Source organism: Thermosipho affectus, from assembly GCF_001990485.1.
GTDB classification, from domain to species: domain Bacteria; phylum Thermotogota; class Thermotogae; order Thermotogales; family Fervidobacteriaceae; genus Thermosipho; species Thermosipho affectus.
Genome location: NZ_LBFC01000021.1, coordinates 56,429 through 76,630, shown reverse-complemented (window position 1 = coordinate 76,630; position 20,202 = coordinate 56,429). Strand labels below are relative to the sequence as shown.

General features: G+C 30.7%; 22 protein-coding genes. 13 read left to right on the top strand and 9 right to left on the bottom strand.

Going from position 1 to position 20,202, the window contains the following annotated elements:
- Position 1: 1 nt before the first annotated feature.
- The 9 genes from XJ44_RS06600 to XJ44_RS06560 are packed head-to-tail and all read right to left on the bottom strand — an operon-like array spanning position 2 to position 7,871.
- Complete coding sequence (locus tag XJ44_RS06600; RefSeq protein ID WP_077198474.1) at positions 2–391, bottom strand: regulatory protein RecX; 390 nt, start codon at positions 389–391, stop codon at positions 2–4.
- On the bottom strand, positions 369–1,418 hold the full coding sequence (gene recA, locus XJ44_RS06595) for a recombinase RecA (protein WP_075666195.1): 1,050 nt from the start codon (positions 1,416–1,418) through the stop codon (positions 369–371). Before recA ends, XJ44_RS06600 begins: the two co-directional genes overlap by 23 nt.
- Entirely contained in the window at positions 1,411–1,980 is a 570-nt protein-coding gene (gene thpR / locus XJ44_RS06590; RefSeq protein ID WP_075666194.1) for an RNA 2',3'-cyclic phosphodiesterase, read from the bottom strand. The genes recA and thpR overlap by 8 nt, the downstream gene beginning before the upstream one ends.
- Positions 1,981–1,986: 6 nt before the next feature.
- Positions 1,987–2,508, bottom strand: coding sequence for a CDP-diacylglycerol--glycerol-3-phosphate 3-phosphatidyltransferase (pgsA, locus tag XJ44_RS06585; protein WP_077198473.1), 522 nt, complete (start codon positions 2,506–2,508; stop codon positions 1,987–1,989).
- 1 nt (position 2,509) lies between these two features.
- Entirely contained in the window at positions 2,510–3,796 is a 1,287-nt protein-coding gene (gene rimO / locus XJ44_RS06580; RefSeq protein ID WP_075666192.1) for a 30S ribosomal protein S12 methylthiotransferase RimO, read from the bottom strand.
- A 4-nt stretch (positions 3,797–3,800) separates the two neighbouring features.
- Complete coding sequence (locus XJ44_RS06575) at positions 3,801–4,340, bottom strand: DUF4416 family protein (RefSeq protein WP_075666191.1); 540 nt, start codon at positions 4,338–4,340, stop codon at positions 3,801–3,803.
- Positions 4,328–4,855: a hypothetical protein gene (locus XJ44_RS06570; RefSeq protein ID WP_077198472.1), complete on the bottom strand. Its 528-nt coding sequence runs from the start codon at positions 4,853–4,855 to the stop codon at positions 4,328–4,330. Before XJ44_RS06570 ends, XJ44_RS06575 begins: the two co-directional genes overlap by 13 nt.
- A gap of 7 nt (positions 4,856–4,862) precedes the next feature.
- Positions 4,863–6,944 carry an efflux RND transporter permease subunit gene (locus XJ44_RS06565; RefSeq protein WP_233119533.1) on the bottom strand — a complete coding sequence of 694 codons (2,082 nt, stop codon included), beginning with the start codon at positions 6,942–6,944 and terminating at the stop codon, positions 4,863–4,865.
- On the bottom strand, positions 6,945–7,871 hold the full coding sequence (locus XJ44_RS06560; RefSeq protein ID WP_077198471.1) for a DNA polymerase III subunit delta: 927 nt from the start codon (positions 7,869–7,871) through the stop codon (positions 6,945–6,947).
- A 62-nt stretch (positions 7,872–7,933) separates the two neighbouring features.
- On the opposite strand from XJ44_RS06560, the gene XJ44_RS06555 reads away from it, so the two are divergent.
- The 13 genes from XJ44_RS06555 (at position 7,934) to XJ44_RS06495 (ending at position 20,196) form a co-directional block, all read left to right on the top strand.
- On the top strand, positions 7,934–8,914 hold the full coding sequence (locus XJ44_RS06555) for a CheR family methyltransferase (RefSeq protein ID WP_077198470.1): 981 nt from the start codon (positions 7,934–7,936) through the stop codon (positions 8,912–8,914).
- Positions 8,915–8,919: 5 nt separating this feature from the next.
- Positions 8,920–9,603 (top strand): hypothetical protein, encoded by a 684-nt coding sequence (locus XJ44_RS06550; RefSeq protein ID WP_075666187.1) that lies wholly within the window; start codon positions 8,920–8,922, stop codon positions 9,601–9,603.
- 4 nt (positions 9,604–9,607) lie between these two features.
- Entirely contained in the window at positions 9,608–11,371 is a 1,764-nt protein-coding gene (locus XJ44_RS06545) for an ATP-binding response regulator (RefSeq protein WP_077198469.1), read from the top strand.
- Positions 11,364–11,915 carry a chemotaxis protein CheB gene (locus tag XJ44_RS06540; RefSeq protein WP_077198468.1) on the top strand — a complete coding sequence of 184 codons (552 nt, stop codon included), beginning with the start codon at positions 11,364–11,366 and terminating at the stop codon, positions 11,913–11,915. Before XJ44_RS06545 ends, XJ44_RS06540 begins: the two co-directional genes overlap by 8 nt.
- Positions 11,916–11,939: 24 nt before the next feature.
- A complete protein-coding gene (locus tag XJ44_RS06535) occupies positions 11,940–13,199 on the top strand; it encodes a methyl-accepting chemotaxis protein (RefSeq protein WP_077198467.1) in 1,260 nt (419 codons plus the stop codon).
- Position 13,200: 1 nt separating this feature from the next.
- Complete coding sequence (locus tag XJ44_RS06530; RefSeq protein WP_075666183.1) at positions 13,201–14,058, top strand: radical SAM protein; 858 nt, start codon at positions 13,201–13,203, stop codon at positions 14,056–14,058.
- Positions 14,052–14,813 (top strand): radical SAM protein, encoded by a 762-nt coding sequence (locus tag XJ44_RS06525; protein ID WP_075666182.1) that lies wholly within the window; start codon positions 14,052–14,054, stop codon positions 14,811–14,813. The genes XJ44_RS06530 and XJ44_RS06525 overlap by 7 nt, the downstream gene beginning before the upstream one ends.
- Positions 14,810–15,739, top strand: coding sequence for an ROK family protein (locus XJ44_RS06520; RefSeq protein WP_077198466.1), 930 nt, complete (start codon positions 14,810–14,812; stop codon positions 15,737–15,739). Before XJ44_RS06525 ends, XJ44_RS06520 begins: the two co-directional genes overlap by 4 nt.
- Complete coding sequence (locus XJ44_RS06515; protein WP_075666180.1) at positions 15,717–16,544, top strand: carbohydrate kinase family protein; 828 nt, start codon at positions 15,717–15,719, stop codon at positions 16,542–16,544. The genes XJ44_RS06520 and XJ44_RS06515 overlap by 23 nt, the downstream gene beginning before the upstream one ends.
- A gap of 13 nt (positions 16,545–16,557) precedes the next feature.
- On the top strand, positions 16,558–17,394 hold the full coding sequence (locus XJ44_RS06510) for a sulfide/dihydroorotate dehydrogenase-like FAD/NAD-binding protein (protein WP_075666179.1): 837 nt from the start codon (positions 16,558–16,560) through the stop codon (positions 17,392–17,394).
- A complete protein-coding gene (gene gltA / locus XJ44_RS06505) occupies positions 17,385–18,761 on the top strand; it encodes an NADPH-dependent glutamate synthase (RefSeq protein ID WP_077198465.1) in 1,377 nt (458 codons plus the stop codon). The genes XJ44_RS06510 and gltA overlap by 10 nt, the downstream gene beginning before the upstream one ends.
- Positions 18,762–18,904: 143 nt before the next feature.
- Positions 18,905–19,555 (top strand): CoA transferase subunit A, encoded by a 651-nt coding sequence (locus XJ44_RS06500; protein ID WP_075666177.1) that lies wholly within the window; start codon positions 18,905–18,907, stop codon positions 19,553–19,555.
- Positions 19,552–20,196: a 3-oxoacid CoA-transferase subunit B gene (locus XJ44_RS06495; RefSeq protein ID WP_075666176.1), complete on the top strand. Its 645-nt coding sequence runs from the start codon at positions 19,552–19,554 to the stop codon at positions 20,194–20,196. Before XJ44_RS06500 ends, XJ44_RS06495 begins: the two co-directional genes overlap by 4 nt.
- The last annotated feature ends 6 nt before the right edge of the window (positions 20,197–20,202 follow it).

Genomic DNA, 20,202 nt, shown 5'->3' with positions numbered 1-20,202 from the left:
CTTATTCACCTCCAAATCCTCTTCTGTATAGGTATTCTTTTGCTTTTCTTTCGTCTAAATTCTTTGTTATTTCCGTTTTTATTTTCTCCACATCCACTTCCTCTAATACTCTACTCAATGCATCTTCAATTATAAACTCATCAACACCCAATTTTTGTAATTCCAATCTTATTAAAAATGGACCTTTCTTTTTTAACGTCAATGAATCATATGCATAAAGATACGCAAACTTTTCATCGTCTAAAAAACCTTTCTCTTTTAATTGTAAAACAACTTCTTCTATTTCACACGCTGAATATCCTTTTGACTTTAATCGAGTTTTAATTTCCATTTCAGAACGCGCTCTATATTTTAAAAATCTCAGAGCATCACTTAGAGGATTCTTCTTCACTTGTTTCACCTTTCTTTAGTAAACCATGCTTTTCCCTTATTTTTTCCTCTATTTCATTCAACAATTCAGGATGGTTTAAAAGATATTCCAACGAATTGTTCTTTCCCTGACCTAAGGAGTGTTCTGTATCCAAAGAATCCACATATGAGAACCAACTTCCTCTTCTAGAAATTAATCCTTCATCAACCGCTAAATTAAACAATTCGTTTTCTCTCACAATTCCCCTTCCATATATAACATCGACAATTGCTTCTTTAAATGGTGGCGCAACCTTATTTTTTACAAATTTAATCCTAACTTGATTTCCTATATTCTCTTTCCCTTCTGTTATCTTTCCTATACTTCTAACTTCAAGTCTCATAGTAGCGTAAAATTTCAACGCAACACCACCTGTAGTCGTTTCAGGGTTCCCATACATAACACCAATTTTCATACGAGTTTGATTTATAAATATAACCACAGTTTTAGACTTGTTTATATTTCCAGCAAGCTTTCTTAAAGCTTGAGACATTAACCTTGCCTGAAGCCCCACCTGTACATCCCCCATTGCCCCTTCAATTTCAGCTCTAGGAACCAAAGCTGCAACAGAATCAATTACAATAAGATCCACAGCATTGCTTCTTACAAGTTCATCAACTATTTCAAGTGCCTGTTCTCCATAATCTGGTTGAGCAATAAGCAAATTTTCAACATTCACCCCTAAATTTTTTGCATAAACCGGATCAAGTGCATGCTCTGCATCGATAAAAGCAGCAATACCTCCAGTTTTTTGTGCCGAAGCTATTGCATGCAATGCTATTGTGGTTTTACCACTAGACTCTGGTCCATAAATTTCTATTATTCTTCCCCTTGGATACCCTCCAACACCTGAAGCAATATCAATTGCCACAGAACCACTTGATATAGTTTCAATATTTTGAACACTACTTTCTTCTCCTAAAAACATTATTGAACCTTTTCCATACGTCTTTTCAATTTTTCCAATGGCTTTTTTTAATACTTCTTTTTTTTGCTTATTATCATTCATTTCTGTCTAAACCTCCTTCAAATTTCACCCTATACAACCATTTGTATATTGGTCCAGTAGGTGTCAAAGTAGAAGAATAAATAGTTACTTTATCAACAGGAACAATCATCTTTGGAATGTCAATATCCTTGACAAGTTCCTCCCAGTTTTCTGGACTATACTTTAACCTTCCCAAAGTAACATGCGGTACAAAATTTCCCTTATCATCAAATGAAATGCGCATTTTCTTCATCTCTGAGCGCATTTCAAGATAAAGTGTTTGTAATATTTTATTTTGTTCCACCTTTAAGAAAAACACTCTAGGCAAATGCTTGAATCTAAAAAAGCCAAATTCAGTAACATTAAAAGAAAAACTGGGAAATCCAGCTAGCCTTTTGTGAAGTTTCTCTGATAATAACTCTACCTTTTCTTTGTCGATATCTCCTAGAAAAAATAATGTAAGATGTAAATTCTCAGAAGAAACCCACGAAGCCTTAAACCCCATACGCTTTAACTTTGATATAACTTCCTCAGATACCTTTTTGACTTCATCAGTTATATCAAGTGCAACAAACGTTCGCAATTAAAATCACCCCTTCAAAACTCTAATATTTTGTCCAAGATACAAAATTCCAGAAGCAATGGTAAAAAATACTACTACATACGCCAAGATATCATCTACCATATAAACGTTATATCCTATACTTTTCAAAAATAGAACAACTATCCAAATCATTTGAGAAACAGTTTTTAACTTTCCAAAGTAATTTGCAGCAATTACTTGATTAGACACAAGAGCTGCCATTCTCACTGTAGTAACCAACGTATCCCTAAAAACTATAACTATGACTATCCAACTTGGAACTAAGTTAAGCTCTACAAAAGCTATCAAAATGCTCGTAATAAATATCTTATCACTCATTTGATCGAAAATTTTACCAAAGTTAGTTACCTGATTTAATTTTCTTGCAAAATATCCATCAAAATAGTCGCTAATAGCTGCAACTAGAAATAACGCAAATGCAAATAAAAAAAATCCCTTCAAAATCAAAAAAACTATAACAGCAGTTAAAAGTACCCTAGCCCAAGTAATAGTATTTGGAATATTCAAACTACCACTCCTCAATAAATTCTCCTTCTAAGTCATAGATGTCTGCAGAAGTAATCTTTACATTAAAAAACCCCTTTTTAAAATTCCCCTTAACAAATACACTACCGTCAATCTCTGGAGCATCCATATAGCTTCTTCCAACTAAAACTCCTGCTTCTTCTTCGTCAAATAATACTTTTAATACCTTTCCCACAAGTTTTTCGTTTTTTTCCAAAGAAATTTGAGCTTGAATATCCATTAATTCTTCCAATCTTTCTTCAGCCAATTTCCTTGGAACTTTTCCATCTAGTTTAAAGGAAGCTGCCTCTTCTTCATCTGAATACAAAAATGCACCTAATCTATCAAATTTTACCTCCTTTATAAACTCAAGCATTTTTTGAAACTCCTCATCTGTTTCACCTGGAAATCCCACAATTATACCTGTCCTCAAAACGGCATTGCTGTAAAAATTCCTAATTTTATTAATCAACAATAGGAGTTCTTCTACTTTTCTAGTTCTATTCATTAATCGTAGTATATTATTACTTGCATATTGAATAGGCATATCGAAATATTTTAAAACTTTTTCATAAGAAAAAGCTTCAATAATCTTATCTGTGATATGATCGGGATGCATATACATAACCCTAACCCAAAAATCTCCAGGTATATCGTTTATCCTTTTTAAAAGCTCAGGTAATTTTTGCTCTCCGTAAAGATCTATACCATATCCCGTTGTATCCTGTGCCACCAATATTACTTCTTTTATCCCAGAATCAACTAAAAACTTTACTTCATTCAACAAGTCCTCAATTTTTCTACTCTTAAAACTACCTTTGAATAACGGAATAGTACAAAAACTACACGCTCTATCACAACCATCTGAAATTTTCACATACGCATATTGTTTGTTATCAACTCGTCCATAAAAATTATAAACCGCATTTGGCATATCGGGGATAACACTTTTTTTACCTATATTTTCCGCAATCTTTTCCGGTTCTACAACACCAAACCATCCGTCAACTTCCGGTATTTCTTTTCTCAATTCCTTTCCAAATCTTTGTACTAAACAACCTGTTACAAAAACCTTTAAATTCCTTTCTTTCTTTAATTCCACATATGTTAATATCTCCTCAATAGATTCCTTTTTAGCATTCAAAATAAAACCACAAGTATCAACAATCACCGCATCTGCTTCACTTAAATTATCCACCACGTTATTTCCCATTTTTTTCAAATGAGCCTTTAATATTGCACAATCTGCTTCATTTTTTGGACATCCTAAAACATCCACATAAAAATTCATCATTTCACCTCAAAAACTTTTTTCTCTTTTCAAGATACATTAACCTTATTATTTCCAATTCTTTTTTGTATTCTTCTTCTTTATAATTCGGATATGTAAAATCGTAATCCTTCCACCTTCCATTAATGTACATCAATGTAGGTTCTGCATATATTCCTTTTCCAATGTATATTCTATGTGGCCACATTTTTGTAGTTGCCAGTACAAATTGCATATGGTGAATATAACCTGGATCAATATTAAATCTTCTATTTCCATTCACCGCAAATCCATTTTCAATATTATTAGTAATATTTTTTATATCTGCAAGTTGTGCAGGATGGATAAGTCTTTCAAAACTTATTAATATTCCACGTACACCTTCACCCATCTCTTTGTTATAATACAATGTATATTTTTCAAAATCTAAAATCTCGGATTTGTAATCAATAGGGCCAAAATATTCTATCAATCTATTCTTAACTTCCTCAAACCAATATTCAACTTGAGAAGAGAAAAAAAACATGACTAAGTTAACCATATCTACCTTTCTTATTTTTCCCATTTTATCACCACCTTAAAATTATACATATTGATTAGCTTTTTCTCATTGTTGATTTTCAAAAGCAAAGCTTTTCCATTTACTACATGCTCTCCTATCCCAAGTGAAAATATCCTTCCAACTTTTCCATCAACAACAATCTCTTTTTGCGACCTTAAAGTCACTAAAGGAGCTTTATAAATTTCAATTAACAATTTTACAGAAATAAAAAATAACAAACCACTGATAAAAAGCAAAAAATAAATTACATATATATTTTTTAACCTTTTTAATGGAAATTCTCTTTGACTTTTCCCAAGTTCAAATAAAGTAGTGAGGTCTTCAGAAATATTAAAAAAAAACCTCAGTTTTTTTAAATCATCTTTGATAAATTCAGGCTCGCCAGAAAAGTCTCCTTCAAAATATCTTCGGAGATTTTCAATATCTATTTCCAGCTTTTCTGAAAGTTTTAATAACGAAACTTTAGAGGATGCTACCTCTTTTTTTAAAATATATGATATTTCCTTCCAGCCATCCATATTAATATTATACTCCATTTCTATCCGAATTTGCAATAAACAGTAAAGTAGGTAAAAGTGTCAAACTAAAAATTGAGCTTGTAATCATAGAAACCCACATTATTCCAACTAAATATTCATGTATTTTCAAAGGAGACAAGAGTAAAACCGAAAGACCTATTGCAAGTCCTAATGCGTTTGCCAAAATAGGTTTTGAAGTTACATCAAAAGATTTTTCAATGGCAAGTTTTTTATTCTTTAAAATTTTTAAATAGTAGTTATAACTCTCAATAAAGTGAATAGCATAGTCTATACCAACTCCAACCACAATACTTCCCATTGTTGCAGTAATTATACTCAATTTTATATTGAAGTAGCCCATGAACCCAAACATAACTAGCAAAGACAAGGAAATAGGCAAAATTGAAATAAAAGATTCCTTTAAGTTTTTTAATCTAATCAAGACAATCAAAAACACCAAAAGTACTGCAAGTAATAAAGACTTTATCTGTTGAGGGACTAATACCTCATTCATCTCTTTCATAATGTACGGAGTACCTGTTATCTTTACACTTGATGGAGCTTTTTTCTCTATATCAGTTAAAATTTCATTGTTAATTTCTTTTGGAAAAATCAAAATTCTCCCCGACAAGCTTTCCAAATTTATAAAATTATCGTAAATAGGTGGAATTAAATTTAAAAGTACTTTTACCTGAAAAATATTCTTTGGATAACCTTTTTGTCCTAGGACCTTCTCATTTATGTTTTTCATTATATCGTAAAACGAAACCGCCTTAACATTAGATAAACTCTTCTCAAAATTCAATATTTTATCTGCAAAATCCGGTAATAGCAAATCATTGGTTTTAAAATATCCATATACTGGTACGGAAACACCTGCAACTTTACTTACAACATCTACATTTTTTTTAACGGAAGTATATTCTTTATAAAGATCCAACATATAAAAATTATTATCTACAAAATACATCCCTGGTAAAAACACTAATAATATAAATATCGTAAAAATCACAGACTTTCTACCTATAAAATTCTTAAACATTACCGATATTCTACTTTTTTCCTTTCTAGGTGTTATATCACTCTTTAGGAGTACAACCGGCAAAAAAAACCAAGTGGCAATACCTGCAAAAGTAACACCAAGTGCACTAAATTTGCCCATTTGAGCTAAAGATCGAGAATCTATTATCACTAGTGATAAAAAGCCAGCAACTGTTGTTATTGTAGTTAAAATCATTGCAACACCAGTACTTCTAAATGTCTCCCTTAAAGCACCAAATTTATCATTTTTCTCTTTGTTATCCATAAAATGAGAAACAAAGTGCAATCCATCCGCACTTCCCATAATTATCGTGAAAATAGGTGCAAGTATTGTCAAAATTGAAATCTCCTTCACAGTCCAACCTATAAATCCAAGAGTCCACAATGCACCCATTCCCGCGGGAAAAACAGAAAATAACGTAGGCTTTATTCCACCTAATCTCCATTTAAACACAATAAATATGGTTAAAATTGCGATAGGCGGAATAGTAAAGATAATTAACAACAAATAATCGTAAATTTTTTCTTGCAAATATGCACTACCTGCAAAATAATGCGGTATATTAATTACTTTATCTATCTCTGACACTACCTTTTTCTCTGGAAAAATATAAAACATAACATAGTACTTTCCATCATTTTTCAAAACCGTATTAAGTTTTTCAAGAAAAGATCTAGCCAACTTAAAATTCTCTTCTGTTATATTTGAAATATTCACCTTTCTAAATCCCACAGGTATCTCTTTTGGAAGTGGGGAAACAACCTTCCCTATTCCATCAATTCCCTCCAATTTTTCATTTAACTCTCTAATTTTCTTTAACCCTTCTAGACTTAATGGATTAAAGTCAAATTCTACTAATAAATTTAGTTGGTTTTCAGATGAAAAATCTTTTTCCATCTCATTTAAAATTTTTTCATACTTTGAATTTTCCAATTTAAAAAGTGAAAAATCTGCTTTCAACTTTATCCTAAACAATCCAATAAAGAAAGTAACATTAATTATCATTAGAAATACCATTATCTTTTTTGCATATTTTTCGTAAAACAATTACCACACCTCCTCAATAAAATTCAATAACTCAACATTCATAACCCCTCCAGATTTGACAGCTCTATCTAAAAAATACAATCTTTTTATTATAGCCTCTATTTTGTCTAAATCATAAGTAATTAAGTGGTTTACTGGTTCAAATCTTTGATTTTTAAACTTAAATCCTACAAATCTTGCTATCTTTGAGCTTGAAACTTTCAACTCTCTTGAAATTTTTGAAATCTCGGGCCAACTAAAGCGTACCTTACCATTTGCATAAATCGCTAATTTGTATAATGAGATAAAATGATTGGCCAAACTGTAAACTATTTTAGGAAATTCATAATCTTTTGTTATTTCTTTTACACATTTGAATACTTCCTTCCTTTTCTCAGAAATCATGAAACAAAAATCATCCAACTTTGAAGTAGTATATTTGTGTATCAAATCTTTTGCCAATTCAATAGATAAATCTTTCCCAAAAACTTTTAACTTTTTTATCTCATTATAAATTGCATATTCATTAGGCCCTACATTTTCAAATAACAAATTAATTAGCTCTTCATCATTTTTCAAACCTTCATCAACTAAAAATTTTGATATCAACTTCTTCCATTTTTCTTCTTCCCAAACATTTGGTAACTTAAATTCTTCAACTTTTAATCCCTTAATCTTATTTTGTGTCCTTAAAATCAAAAAATCTTTATCTGAAACATTCAACTCCAATATTTTTTTTCTTTCACTTGTTTTAAATTTATCAAAATCAATTATATCTACTATAACGTTCTCTGAAAATAACCCCAAATTTGACAATTTTTCAATTACTACAGATATATCATATCCTGGATATATTCTTATATATTCTGATTTAACACGATCTTTTAAACTTTCGACGTACTTTTCTTTCATAAGATCTGAGTTTCCAAAAAGATTAATTATTGGCATGTAAATCACCTCTTACGTATTATATCACACAAAATTATAGTATAATTTGCCTAGGGGGAAAAATGAGAAAAAAACTATCAAAAATCTTAAAAGAGTTAAATTTGAAAACTTCTAAAAAACTTGTAGAAAGATTAGAAAAACAAATAAACGTAGAAAATTTAAGTGAAAACATGCTTAAAAAACTAGTAATAGACAACTTAACAATAGGAGAAACTTACTTTTTCAGAGATAGAAAAACTTTTGAGTTTTTAAAAAATATCATGAAAAAAAAGGATTTTTGGAAAATCCTAAGTGTTGGTTGCTCAAAAGGAGAAGAAGTATACTCCTTATCGTTTTTGATTGATGATTTAAACTTGAATGCAAAAATAATAGGTATAGATATAAATTCCGATAGAATTAAAGAAGCAAAAAATGGAAAATACAAATTTTGGAGTGTACGATTTCTTACTAACACAGAAATAAGAAAATATTTTAACGTAGTAGGCAATACATTTTATGTAAAAGAAAAGTATAAAAAATATGTCGAATTTTACAATAAAAATATAATGGAAATTTTGAATGATAAATTTGATATAATATTTATAAGGAGAGTCCTAATATATATACCTGAGCAAAAAAGAATGGCTAAGAAACTTTTTGAACTAACAAAAGAAAATGGATATGTAGTTTTGGGTCAAGGTGAATATCATCCTGCGTTATATGATTTTTTCATCCCTATAGATGTTCCATACATATTGAAAAAAACAAAAAAAATAAAAGAAAAATATGTTCCAAAAATTTCCGAAAAAGAACTTGATTTTGAAGATGAAATTCACCTAGTTGAAAATTACATTGAAAACGAGGAATATGAAAAAGCTTACAGAATAATAAAGGGGCTATCTAAAAAAATTCCTCTATCCTACATGGTATTCAAATATAAAACTTTCTTAGAAATAAAACTTAATAAGATAAATGATGCTAAAAAATCCTATAAAGTGGCAGTACTTTTAAATCAAAATAACGATGATGAAATATGGCAATTAAAATACCTCCTTAAGGAGTGAACTTTATGTTTTTTTTATGTGAAATAGAAGATACAAACAAAATATACAAAATAGCTCTTCCAAAGGAAAAAATTACAGGAATAAGTTCAAAGCTAATAAAAACACCCGATAATGTAAGTTTTTGTTTGTTTGCTAACAAGCTTTATCCCGTATACTCTCATAAAAATCTCAAAAAACCTAGACTTAAATTTTTTCTCGTTTTTGAAAAATTCGCCTTTGGTATAACAAGAATAATAAAAGAAACAAATTACTCCCCTAAAAAAATAGAAAATAACGATATCTACACAGGTGTGATATTTGATAAAGATGAATATTTTATATACAATATTGAAAAAATATCTGTTCCACACCAAATAAGGACCTCCACCCAAAACAATGAAAAAAAGATCGGCAAAGATAAAAAAGAATATCTAATATTAGATGAAAAATTTGCTATTTATAAAAAAAATGTAGTTACAATACTTCAAAGTAAAGAAGTTATAAAATTTCCCGTAGATAAGTATATTGGATTTATAGAACACAAAAAAATAATCCCAGTAAAAAAGATAACAGACGGCAAACACGTAGTCGTCACAAACCATAATGCATATCAATGCAACAAAATAAGACTTATAAATGGAAAAGTTTTCGAAAGTAACGATATGAAAATCTTAAAATGTGACTTTGGTAATCTGCAAATATTGGAGTGATATTATGGATTTTACAGAAATATTTCTGTCGGAACTTTCAGAAAAATCTAGAGAAGCAAAAGAACTTATTTCAAAAATAAAAGAAGAAAACGAAAAAAGCTATATAAAAGATCTGTATAGAATCTTTCACACTTTAAAGGGATCAGCAAGTCTTGTTGAAATGAAAAATTTTTCAAAGCTTTTCCATAAGATAGAAAGTTATTTTAAAGAAAAATCGGAAAATGAAGAGATACCCGATAATACATTTTTGGGCAACGTCATAACTATAATCTCCAACATTTCAAATAAAAAAGAAGATTTAACGGAAAGCGAACTTTCAAAATTTTCGGATATACTTGATGGAAAGATCTCTATAGAAGAAGATTTGATGATTTCAGAAAAAGACATATTTGAAATTTCCGAAATCAGTGAGTTTATCTCACAAATCTTGGAAATAGAAAATACAATTATAAGAAATGATTTAAAAACCGCCTTAAATCAAATTAAAAACTTGAAAAAGAACATGCTCGAAATACTTGATAGTATTTTATTTACAGATTTAGAAAGTGTTTTAAATGACTTCAAAGAACTTGTACAAAAAGAAGCAAAAAGATATGGAAAAAAAATAAATGTAAAACTAAACGTAAAAGGCGTCAAAATTGAAAAGAAAGATGTAAAAGATATAATAAACATACTCGTACACCTTGCAAGAAACGCCGTTGCACATGGAATTGAAACACCTGAAGAAAGAAAAAAAATCGGCAAAAATGAAATTGGAAATATAGAAATAAAAGCATATATAAAACAAAATAAAATATTTATTGAGATTTCAGACGATGGCAGGGGAATTGACTATAATAAAATAGAAGAAAAAATAAAAAAATTAAATTTAGATGTTTCACCTCAAGAAGCCATATTTCTACCAGGCTTTAGTTCAAAAGATGAAGCGGATGAACTTTCCGGTAGAGGTATAGGTTTAGATATGGTTAAAAATTTTTCTACTCTAAGAGGTGGAGACGTTAAAGTTGAAAGTGAAAAAAATAAAGGCACTAAATTTACTATTTTCTTTGAAATAAAGAATTTCATTACAAAAGTACTCATACTAAAAGACGAGGATATGGTATTTTCAATAGAAACTTCAGATATTATCCAGCTTTCAAAGTATGAAGAAGTAATAGATGGTAAAATACTATTAAGCAATAAAGTATATGATGTAATATATAATTCAAAAAAGCCAAAATTTGTGGTTATAACCCAAAATGACAAAGCATTAGTTGTAGAAAATATAATTGGTATCTTTGATGGGAAGTTTGTTCCAGAAGAGCTTTCATACATAAAAGGATTTGTAAAAAATATTTTTCCATATCCCATCCCTGTAATAGATATAGAAAAATTCAATAAACACGTAAAAACATCTCAAAATCACAAAAAGATACTGATTATAGACGATTCTGTTATTACAAGAAAAATTATCTCTAACTTTCTTGAAAAATCCAAATTCAAGACCGAAACCGCAAAAGATGGAATTGAAGGGTTAAAAAAACTTGAAAATAAACATTTCGACCTTATTATATCAGATGTTGAAATGCCTAATTTAGATGGTTTTGAACTTACAAAAAAAATTAAAAAAACAAAAAAAAATATTCCTATAATACTCTTAAGTACTCTTACAAAGAACAACTTATCAAAAGCACTTGAATCTGGGGCAGATGCATTTATTTCAAAAGACGAATCTCCACAAAAAATTGTAAATACAATCAATAAATTATTGGGTGATGCAAATGAATAAGATTATAATAGTTGGTTCTGCAGGTAGTCCTAATAATGCAGTTGAGCTAGTTAATATAAATAAAAAATTAAATGTACCAGTTATAATAAATATTCACTTTACCGGAAAATTCATGGAAAGTTTTGCAGAACATATAAGAAATACTACGCATCAAAACGTAATGATTGTGAATAATATTACAGAATTATCACAGGGAATTTTTTTACCAGATGGAGGAAAAAGTTTGATATTTATATCCAAAGACAAAGTTAAGAGCGTTGAAGATAAATCTACCATTACACATCCTTCGATAAATACATTATTTAGATCTTTAATAAAATATGCAAGTTCAAACTTTCTTATCTTTGTTTTAAGTGGTTTGGGAAATGACGGACAACAATACATAGAACAACTCCAAAATAAAAACGTCAAATTTTTTATACAAAAAGATGCCAATTTTAATTATTTACCAAATAGTTATATAAGAAAGAATAAGAACTTCACATTACTAACACTTGAAAAAATGAAAAATATAATAGTTTCACTCAACAATGAGAAAAAGTAATTATTTATTTCAGGAGGGATATATATGAAAAATTTTTCCAAACTTTCATTAGCGCTTAGCATATGTTTTTTGGTAATTGTTTGGCTATTGGCAACTACCTTTGTTATTCCTTTTTTCTCTAGAGCGCTTAAGGAAACCGCCGTTTCACAATTTGAAGACAAAATAAATATAATTGCTAAGACAAAAGCATATAATGTAATATTCAAACAAGATACACTGGAGTATTATTACCTAGTATCTAAAGATGGTATAACTTTAAATCATAATGATAAATCAAAAATTGGAAAAGATTTTTCAAAACTTCTCCCAAACTTCTTCAAGTATATGCAAGAAAAAAAGGAAGGCACATACGAATATACATTTGAAAACAAAAAAAAGATCGCAGCTTTTTCATTCGATGGAGAAAATTTTATAGTAGCAGCTGTTAACGAAGATGATCTATTTCCAATGATAAAAAAATTCAAAAAGCTATTTTATACTGTTATACTTCCGTTGATATCCATAATTAGCATAACTTTGGGATATATATTTGGTATATTTATAAACAAAAAAAGCCAAGAAAACTTCGAAAAAGTTAACAATCTCTTCAAAGATATACTTGAAAATATTGTCTTAACTTCATCTTCGACAGCTGAAATAAAATCAATGGCCGAAAATACAGAAAATGCCATGAATGAACTTGACAAATCTGTAGAAGATTTTGCCGCATTTATTGAAGAAACAACTGCTGAAATCGAAACATCTACAGAAAAAGTCAAAGATTTCACAGCACAAATGAAAGAAATAATTGAATCCAGTGCTAAACTTGCAAATTTAACAGATGTTCTAGGAAATCTAACGGAAAAAATAACGGATATTTCAGATACCATTACTGTTCTTGCAATAAATGCATCAATTGAAACAAGCAGAGAAAATATTGATAGAGAAGGACTTTCCAGGATTGCAGAGATGATAATGGAACTTTCAAATAGCACGAGAGAACTTGCCAAAAATTCCAAAGAATCACTCTCAAATATCGAAAAAATTATAACATCAAACATTTTAATTTCAGAAAAAGCCTCAAAAGAAATACTGGAAGTAAATGAATCACTTAACGCTATAAGCGAAATAAATAATTCCACAATAAATAATATCGATAAAATTATCAAAGTTTCTAAAACTACCCGCGAAGCAACTGAAGAATTATATGCAGGTCTTGAGCAAGTTGAAGATGCTATAGATAAGGTTAGAAATAAAATCCAAGAATTTGAAAAACATTTTATAGAACTCAAAAGAGGAGGGTAAAATGCTAAAAAGATGTACATTATGCCCAAGAAAATGCATGATAAATAGATATGAAAAACGGGGAATTTGTGGAGCAGACTCCAAAATTAAGATTGCAAATATATTACTTCACAAAGGTGAAGAACCACCTATTTCCGGAAAAAATGGGGCGGGAATTGTATTTTTTTCAGGTTGTCCAATGAAATGTGTATACTGTCAAAATATGGGTTTTTCACAAAAAGGTATCGGTAAAGAAATATCAGTTGAAAAACTTTCGGATGCATTCTTAAAGCTACAAGAAAGTGGTGCACATACATTGGATCTAGTTACAGCAACTCAATATGTACCACAAATAATAGAAGCATTGAATATCGCAAAATCAAAAGGATTCAAATTACCAGTTGTGTATAATACCTCAAGTTATGAAAATGTAGAAACTTTAAAGATGCTTGAAGGTTATGTAGATATATACCTTGCCGACATTCGATATACGAACTCTATGTATGGTAAAATTTACTCAAAAGTTGACAATTATTGGGAAATTGCGCAAGTTGCAATAAAGGAAATGTACAAGCAAGTAGGTCCTTTTATTGAAAATAAAGGACTTATAATTAGAATACTTGTACTACCAAACAATGTATCTGGACACTTCAAAGCCTTAAGATTTGTATTGGAACTTGATCCAAGAATACCTGTCTCTCTAATGTCACAGTACATTCCACATTTTGGAGCAAAAAACGATCCACTTATTGGCAGAAAAATTACAAAATCAGAATACACAGAAGCAGTGGAATACATGGAACTTCTAGGATTAAAAGGATGGATACAAACTGATGAAAAAGAAAAATTAACTACTAAGGCGGTGAATTTTAAGTGGTAATAGTAAATCCTTCTGGAACTTTACCCATATCTGTTACAAAATCCTGTCCTATAAACTGTAAACATTGTGGAGGAGTTTATATTAAAAGTATGACACACATAGATGATATGGAAAGATACACAAAACGATATAAATCATTTCTAATAAGTGGTGGAATGATGTTTGATGGTACCATACCCTTTAAAGGTTATATCAAAAAATTAAAAGATCTAAAAGAAAAGTATAATTTAATTTACAATTTTCACATAGGCTTTCCCAAAAATCCTCCATTTGAAATAGACGAAATCGCGGATGTCATAAGTTTCGATTTTTTCTCAGATAAAGATGTAATGAAAGATATATACAAGCTCTCTAGATCCCCAGAAGAAATACTAAACTCTGTTTTACCATTAAAGGCACAAAAGATACCACATATAACAATCGGGATTTTCTGTGGGAAAATAACTCATGAAATAAAAAGTTTGGAAATGTTAAAAGAATATTTCGATTCTATAGTATTAAACATATTCATCCCAACGAAAAAAACCGAATTTGAAAACTGTAAGCCACCTGCTATAAATGATGTAAAAATGGTTTTTGATATGGCACAAAAACATTTTAAAACCGTCGTGCTTGGATGCATGCATCCACATGGAAAATATAGAGAAGTACTTTTAAACAACATCTCTCCTGATATTTTTGTAAATTCTGCAAGCAAAATCTATGACTATAAAGGATGTTGCTCACTTTACCTTGCAAAGGAGGCCACAAAATGAAAATCATAGGTGTTGATCTTGGTGGAACATACGTGAAAATCGGATTAGTAGATACAAAATCAGGAAAAATTTTAAAAAAATCATCAATAGAAACCAAAGTACATCTTGGCGGAGAAACCGTAGTCAAAAGGATTGCAGATGCAATTTTGGAATTATCAAATGGTGATTTTCACGCTGTTGGAATTGGTTCTCCTGGTTCAATTGATAAAGATAATGGAATTGTGAGGTTTTCACCAAACTTCCCAGATTGGCATAACTTTGAGCTTGGACCAGAACTTTTAAAATTATTAAATAAAAAAGTCTACATAGAAAATGATGCAAATTCTTTTGTCTTAGGTGAAAAATGGTTTGGAGCTGGAAAAGGAAAAAAACACATTGTGGCATTAACACTTGGAACGGGTGTAGGAGGAGGAGTTATATCTCACAACAAATTAATTACTGGAAATAACGGTATCGGCACAGAATTAGGACATGTAATAATAAATCCAAACGGTCCTTTATGTGGTTGTGGCAACTATGGTTGTCTTGAAGCCTATGCATCAGCTACTGCGATAGTAAGAATGGCACAGGAACGGAAAAAGAAATACCCAGATTCACTGATATTTAAAGATAACGAAATTACCGCTAAATCCATATTTGATTTAGCAAAACAAAATGACAGATTGGCTAATATGATTAAAGATGAAGTTGTAGAAGCACTTGCAATAGGTATTACAAGTTTCATCCACATATTCAACCCGGAAGTTATAATTATCGGAGGCGGTGTATCAAGAGCAGGAGATATTCTCTTTAATCCACTTAAGAAAAGGGTAGATGAACTTGTAATGCCTTCTTTTAAAAACACATATGAAATTATTCAAAGTCCTTTAGTCGAAAATGCTGGTATATTGGGGGCTGCTTCCATTGTTTTACAAAGAGAAAGTTGATATTGTATGTATAGGAAAAACAAATCTAGATATACTTTACTACGTAGACTCTATTAAATTAGAAAACAACAACATTTCAAATTTTACCGTTCTTTCCACAGGCGGAAAAGCTACAAATGTTGCAGTAAATTTATCAAAACTCGGTCTAAAGGTAAGGCTTATCTCATGTATTGGAAATGATATCTTTGGAAAATTCATTAAAAATTCACTTGAAAATATATTACTATTTACTCCAAAAATTGCAAACACATCTACTGCTGTTACCAGTATAATAATAGATAAAAATGGAAATAACACAATATTTCACAACCTTGGAGCAAATAAATTTTTATCAGAAGACCAAATTCCGGAAAAAATGGAACTTTCATTTATCCAAACAGGTATTCCAGAAAACACCCTTATTAGAGCACTTAAAAATTCAAAAATTTCATTTGTAGAACTTTCAGAAACTAGCCAATTTGAAATTATTAAAAAATTCAAACCTGAAATGGTATCTTTGAATCTTCAAGAAATACAACAAATATCAAAAAAACAAACTCTAAAAGACAATATACAACATCTTTTAAAATACACAAATAACGTTATCTTAAAGATGGGAAAAGATGGTGTTTTATACGCTAACAAAAAGCAAATGATACAAAAAAAGGCAAAAAAAGTAAAAGTAGTAAACACCACAGGCGCTGGAGACGCTGTTTCTGCAGCTTATTTGTATGGATATATAAAAAAATGGGACATCGAAAAAATATTGAACTTTTCCATATCATTTGCAGCAAAAAAAATCCAAAGTCATAAATCTACTATTTAAAGGAGGGCTTTTATTGTTAAATAACATAGTAAAAAAGGAAAAATTGGCATATGGTGTACATCTTTTCTGGATAGAAAACCCAATAATTTCAAAAAAAGCCAAACCTGGACAATTTGTTATCTTTAGAATTCACGAAGGTGGCGAAAGAATTCCTTTAACTATCTCTAAAACTAAAGGCAATATGTTCAGAGTAATAGTAAAGGCAGTTGGTAAGAGCACGTATGAACTTTGCAAACTAAAAGAAAATGATTATATAAAGGATGTTGTAGGACCTCTAGGAACTCCAAGTGAAATAAAACGTTATGGAAGAGTATTGGTAATTGGTGGTGGCGTAGGAATTGCAGCAATTGCACCAATCGTTGATGCATTAATAAATGTCGGTAATAAGGTAGATACAATTTTAGCTGCAAGAAACAAAGAATCTATAATTTTGGAAGATGAATTCAAAGATTCAGAAAACTTATATTTTGCAACTAATGATGGAAGTAAAGGCGAAAAGTTATTTCCTAACCAATTAATGGAAAAGTTGATAAAGGAAGAAAAATACGATGTTGTATGGGCTATAGGTCCCGCTTTAATGATGAAAGCTTGTTCTGAGGTTGCCAAACAACACAATTTAAAAATTTTTGTTTCATTAAACGCCATAATGGTTGACGGAACTGGAATGTGTGGTGGATGTCGTGTTAGAATAAAAGATACATTAAAATACACTTGCGTTGACGGTCCCGAATTTGATGGCAGAGATGTTGACTGGAACAGTTTCTTAACAAGACTTTCACAATATAAAGCAGAAGAAAAGAAGGCTTTAGAAAATTACTTAAAGATTGTGGGGGAACCAACATGGCTTTAAAAGATAGAGTAAACCCTATCGAAAGAAATCCAAAAGAACGTGCAAAAGACTTCTCTGAAGTTTCATTGGGGTATACTGAAAATTTAGCAATAATAGAAGCAAAACGATGTTTACAATGCAAAATCCCTACATGTGTAAAAGGGTGTCCCGTCGGCATTGACATTCCTGGATTTATAAAACAAATTGCAAATGAAAAATTCCAAGAATCATACAAAATATTGAAAAAATACAACGCTCTTCCTGCAATTTGCGGAAGGGTGTGTCCACAAGAAGTACAATGCGAAGGTGCCTGTGTATTAAATAAAATGGGAAAACCCATAGCTATTGGATCGTTAGAAAGATTTGTTGCCGATTGGGCATCTAAAAACAATATAAAAGATGAGATAAAAATTGAAAAAAAATTAAATAAGAAAATAGCAATAATAGGAGCTGGACCTTCTGGACTTACTGCTGCATCTGAACTTGCAAAATCAGGATTTTTGGTTGATGTATATGAAACATTCTCAGAGCCTGGTGGTGTTCTAATATACGGAATTCCAGAATTTCGTTTACCAAAATCAATAGTAAAAAAAGAAGTTGATTTTTTGAAAGAACTAGGAGTAAACATACTCTTAAATATTCCCGTGGGAAATGCGATTGAACCGCAAGAATTATTAGAAAAATACGATGCAATTTTTATTGGTGTTGGTGCCGGTACACCAAAATTTATGAATATAGAAGGCACAGAATTAAACGGTGTTTATTCTGCAAATGAATTTTTAACAAGAATAAACTTAATGAAGGCGTATAAATTCCCAGAATATGACACTCCAGTAAAAATTGGTAAAAATGTTGTGGTAATTGGGGGAGGAAATACTGCAATGGATGCCGCAAGAAGTGCTTTAAGACTCGGAGCAAATGTTACTATAATCTACAGAAGAAGCGAAGAAGAAATGCCTGCAAGAAAAGCAGAGATCCACCACGCTAAGGAAGAAGGTGTGAAATTCCAACTACTCACACAACCTATTAGCTATATTGGTGACAAAGAAGGAAACTTAATTGGCATAAAGTGTGTAAAAATGAAGTTAGGTCAACCAGATAAAAGTGGTAGAAGAAAACCTATTCCAATAGAAAATAGTGAATTCATTATTCCTACAGAAATTGCAATTGAAGCTATAGGAACAAACCCAAACAAACTTTTGCTTTCAAAATTTGAAGGTTTAAAGTTAAACAAATGGGGATACATACAAACAAACGAGTATGGCCAAACAAGTATTCCAAAAGTCTTCGCTGGCGGAGATATTGTAACAGGTTCGGCAACTGTAATACTTGCAATGGGCGCAGGAAAAAAAGCAGCAAAAAAAATTAAAGAGTTCTTAAATGATTAAACTCCAGGAAATCCTGGAGTTTTTTTTTATTAGGTTTTATAACCAAAAAACCTTAAATTTTCTGCTCTTTTCCTTTTTGAATAATTTTTAGAAAAACGTTATAATTTCTTTGAAACATTTTTACAAAAAAGGGGGGAGATTTTTTGAAAGTAATAGATATATCAGAAATCAAGACACTAATATACGAAGGAGCTACTTTAATGATTGGTGGGTTCCTTGGAGTAGGTACTCCAGAAAAAATTATTGACGAAATAGTAAAAAATAAGATCTCAAGTCTCACTGTTATAGCAAACGATACGGCATTTGAAGACAAAGGAATAGGTAAATTAATAAAAAATAAGTTATGTAAAAAAGTAATAGTTTCACACATTGGAACAAATCCAGAAACTCAAAAACAAATGATAGAAGGAAGCTTAGAAGTTGAATTAGTTCCACAAGGAACACTAGCCGAAAGAATTCGTGCTGCTGGGGTAGGATTGGGAGGAATACTAACACCTACTGGAGTAGGAACCGTGGTAGAAAACGGAAAAAAACTATTAGAAATTGATGGAAAAAAATACCTTTTAGAACTCCCATTACACGCAGACATATCCATTATTAAAGCTAAAAAGTCAGACTACATGGGGAATTTAGTATTTAATCTTACCGCAGAAAATTTCAATCCACTAATGGCACTTGCCGCCAAAATGGTAATAGTAGAAGTAGAAGAAACAGTCCCCACAGGTTCACTCGCCCCAAATGAAATAAAAATTCCAGGAGTAATCGTCGATTACATTGTGGGGGTGGAAAAATGAATATAAAAGAAAAAATTGCAATACGAGTAGCCAAGGAATTGAAAGATGGGCAATTGGTAAATCTTGGAATAGGATTACCCACTCTAGTGGCAAATTACATTCCAAAAAATATTCACGTGTTTTTTCAAAGCGAAAATGGTATTATCGGTATGGGACCTGCTCCAAATGTAGGTCTTGAAAACAAAGATTTGACAAATGCAGGTGGAAGTTATGTTACAGCATTGCCCGGTGCAATGACCTTTGATAGCGCCTTTTCCTTTGGAATAATCCGTGGAGGACATTTAGATATTACTGTACTCGGTGGCCTCCAAGTAGACGAAGAAGGACACCTTGCAAATTGGATGATTCCAAACAAAATGATTCCTGGTATGGGTGGCGCTATGGATTTAGTCACAGGTGCAAAAAAAGTTATAGTCGCAATGACCCATACTGCAAAGGGAAAACCAAAAATTGTTAAAAAATGCACATTACCTTTAACTTCGGTTAGACGTGTAGATTTAATAGTCACAGAACTTGCCGTAATTGAACCTACAAATGAAGGATTAGTATTAAAAGAAATTTCCGAAGAAACTACAATTGATGAGGTACTTAAATTAACAGATGCAAATCTAATTATTAACAAAGAAATAAAAACATTTTAATCCAAC

Bases quoted from the DNA above. Each gene is read 5' to 3' on its own strand.
- recA (WP_075666195.1), bottom strand. From the start codon at position 1,418: ATGAATGATAATAAGCAAAAAAAAGAAGTATTAAAAAAAGCCATTGGA.
- rimO (WP_075666192.1), bottom strand. From the start codon at position 3,796: ATGAATTTTTATGTGGATGTTTTAGGATGTCCAAAAAATGAAGCAGAT.
- XJ44_RS06575 (WP_075666191.1), bottom strand. From the start codon at position 4,340: ATGGGAAAAATAAGAAAGGTAGATATGGTTAACTTAGTCATGTTTTTT.
- XJ44_RS06570 (WP_077198472.1), bottom strand. From the start codon at position 4,855: ATGGATGGCTGGAAGGAAATATCATATATTTTAAAAAAAGAGGTAGCA.
- XJ44_RS06560 (WP_077198471.1), bottom strand. From the start codon at position 7,871: ATGCCAATAATTAATCTTTTTGGAAACTCAGATCTTATGAAAGAAAAG.
- XJ44_RS06555 (WP_077198470.1), top strand. From the start codon at position 7,934: ATGAGAAAAAAACTATCAAAAATCTTAAAAGAGTTAAATTTGAAAACT.
- XJ44_RS06550 (WP_075666187.1), top strand. From the start codon at position 8,920: ATGTTTTTTTTATGTGAAATAGAAGATACAAACAAAATATACAAAATA.
- XJ44_RS06545 (WP_077198469.1), top strand. From the start codon at position 9,608: ATGGATTTTACAGAAATATTTCTGTCGGAACTTTCAGAAAAATCTAGA.
- XJ44_RS06540 (WP_077198468.1), top strand. From the start codon at position 11,364: ATGAATAAGATTATAATAGTTGGTTCTGCAGGTAGTCCTAATAATGCA.
- XJ44_RS06535 (WP_077198467.1), top strand. From the start codon at position 11,940: ATGAAAAATTTTTCCAAACTTTCATTAGCGCTTAGCATATGTTTTTTG.
- XJ44_RS06530 (WP_075666183.1), top strand. From the start codon at position 13,201: ATGCTAAAAAGATGTACATTATGCCCAAGAAAATGCATGATAAATAGA.
- XJ44_RS06520 (WP_077198466.1), top strand. From the start codon at position 14,810: ATGAAAATCATAGGTGTTGATCTTGGTGGAACATACGTGAAAATCGGA.
- gltA (WP_077198465.1), top strand. From the start codon at position 17,385: ATGGCTTTAAAAGATAGAGTAAACCCTATCGAAAGAAATCCAAAAGAA.
- XJ44_RS06495 (WP_075666176.1), top strand. From the start codon at position 19,552: ATGAATATAAAAGAAAAAATTGCAATACGAGTAGCCAAGGAATTGAAA.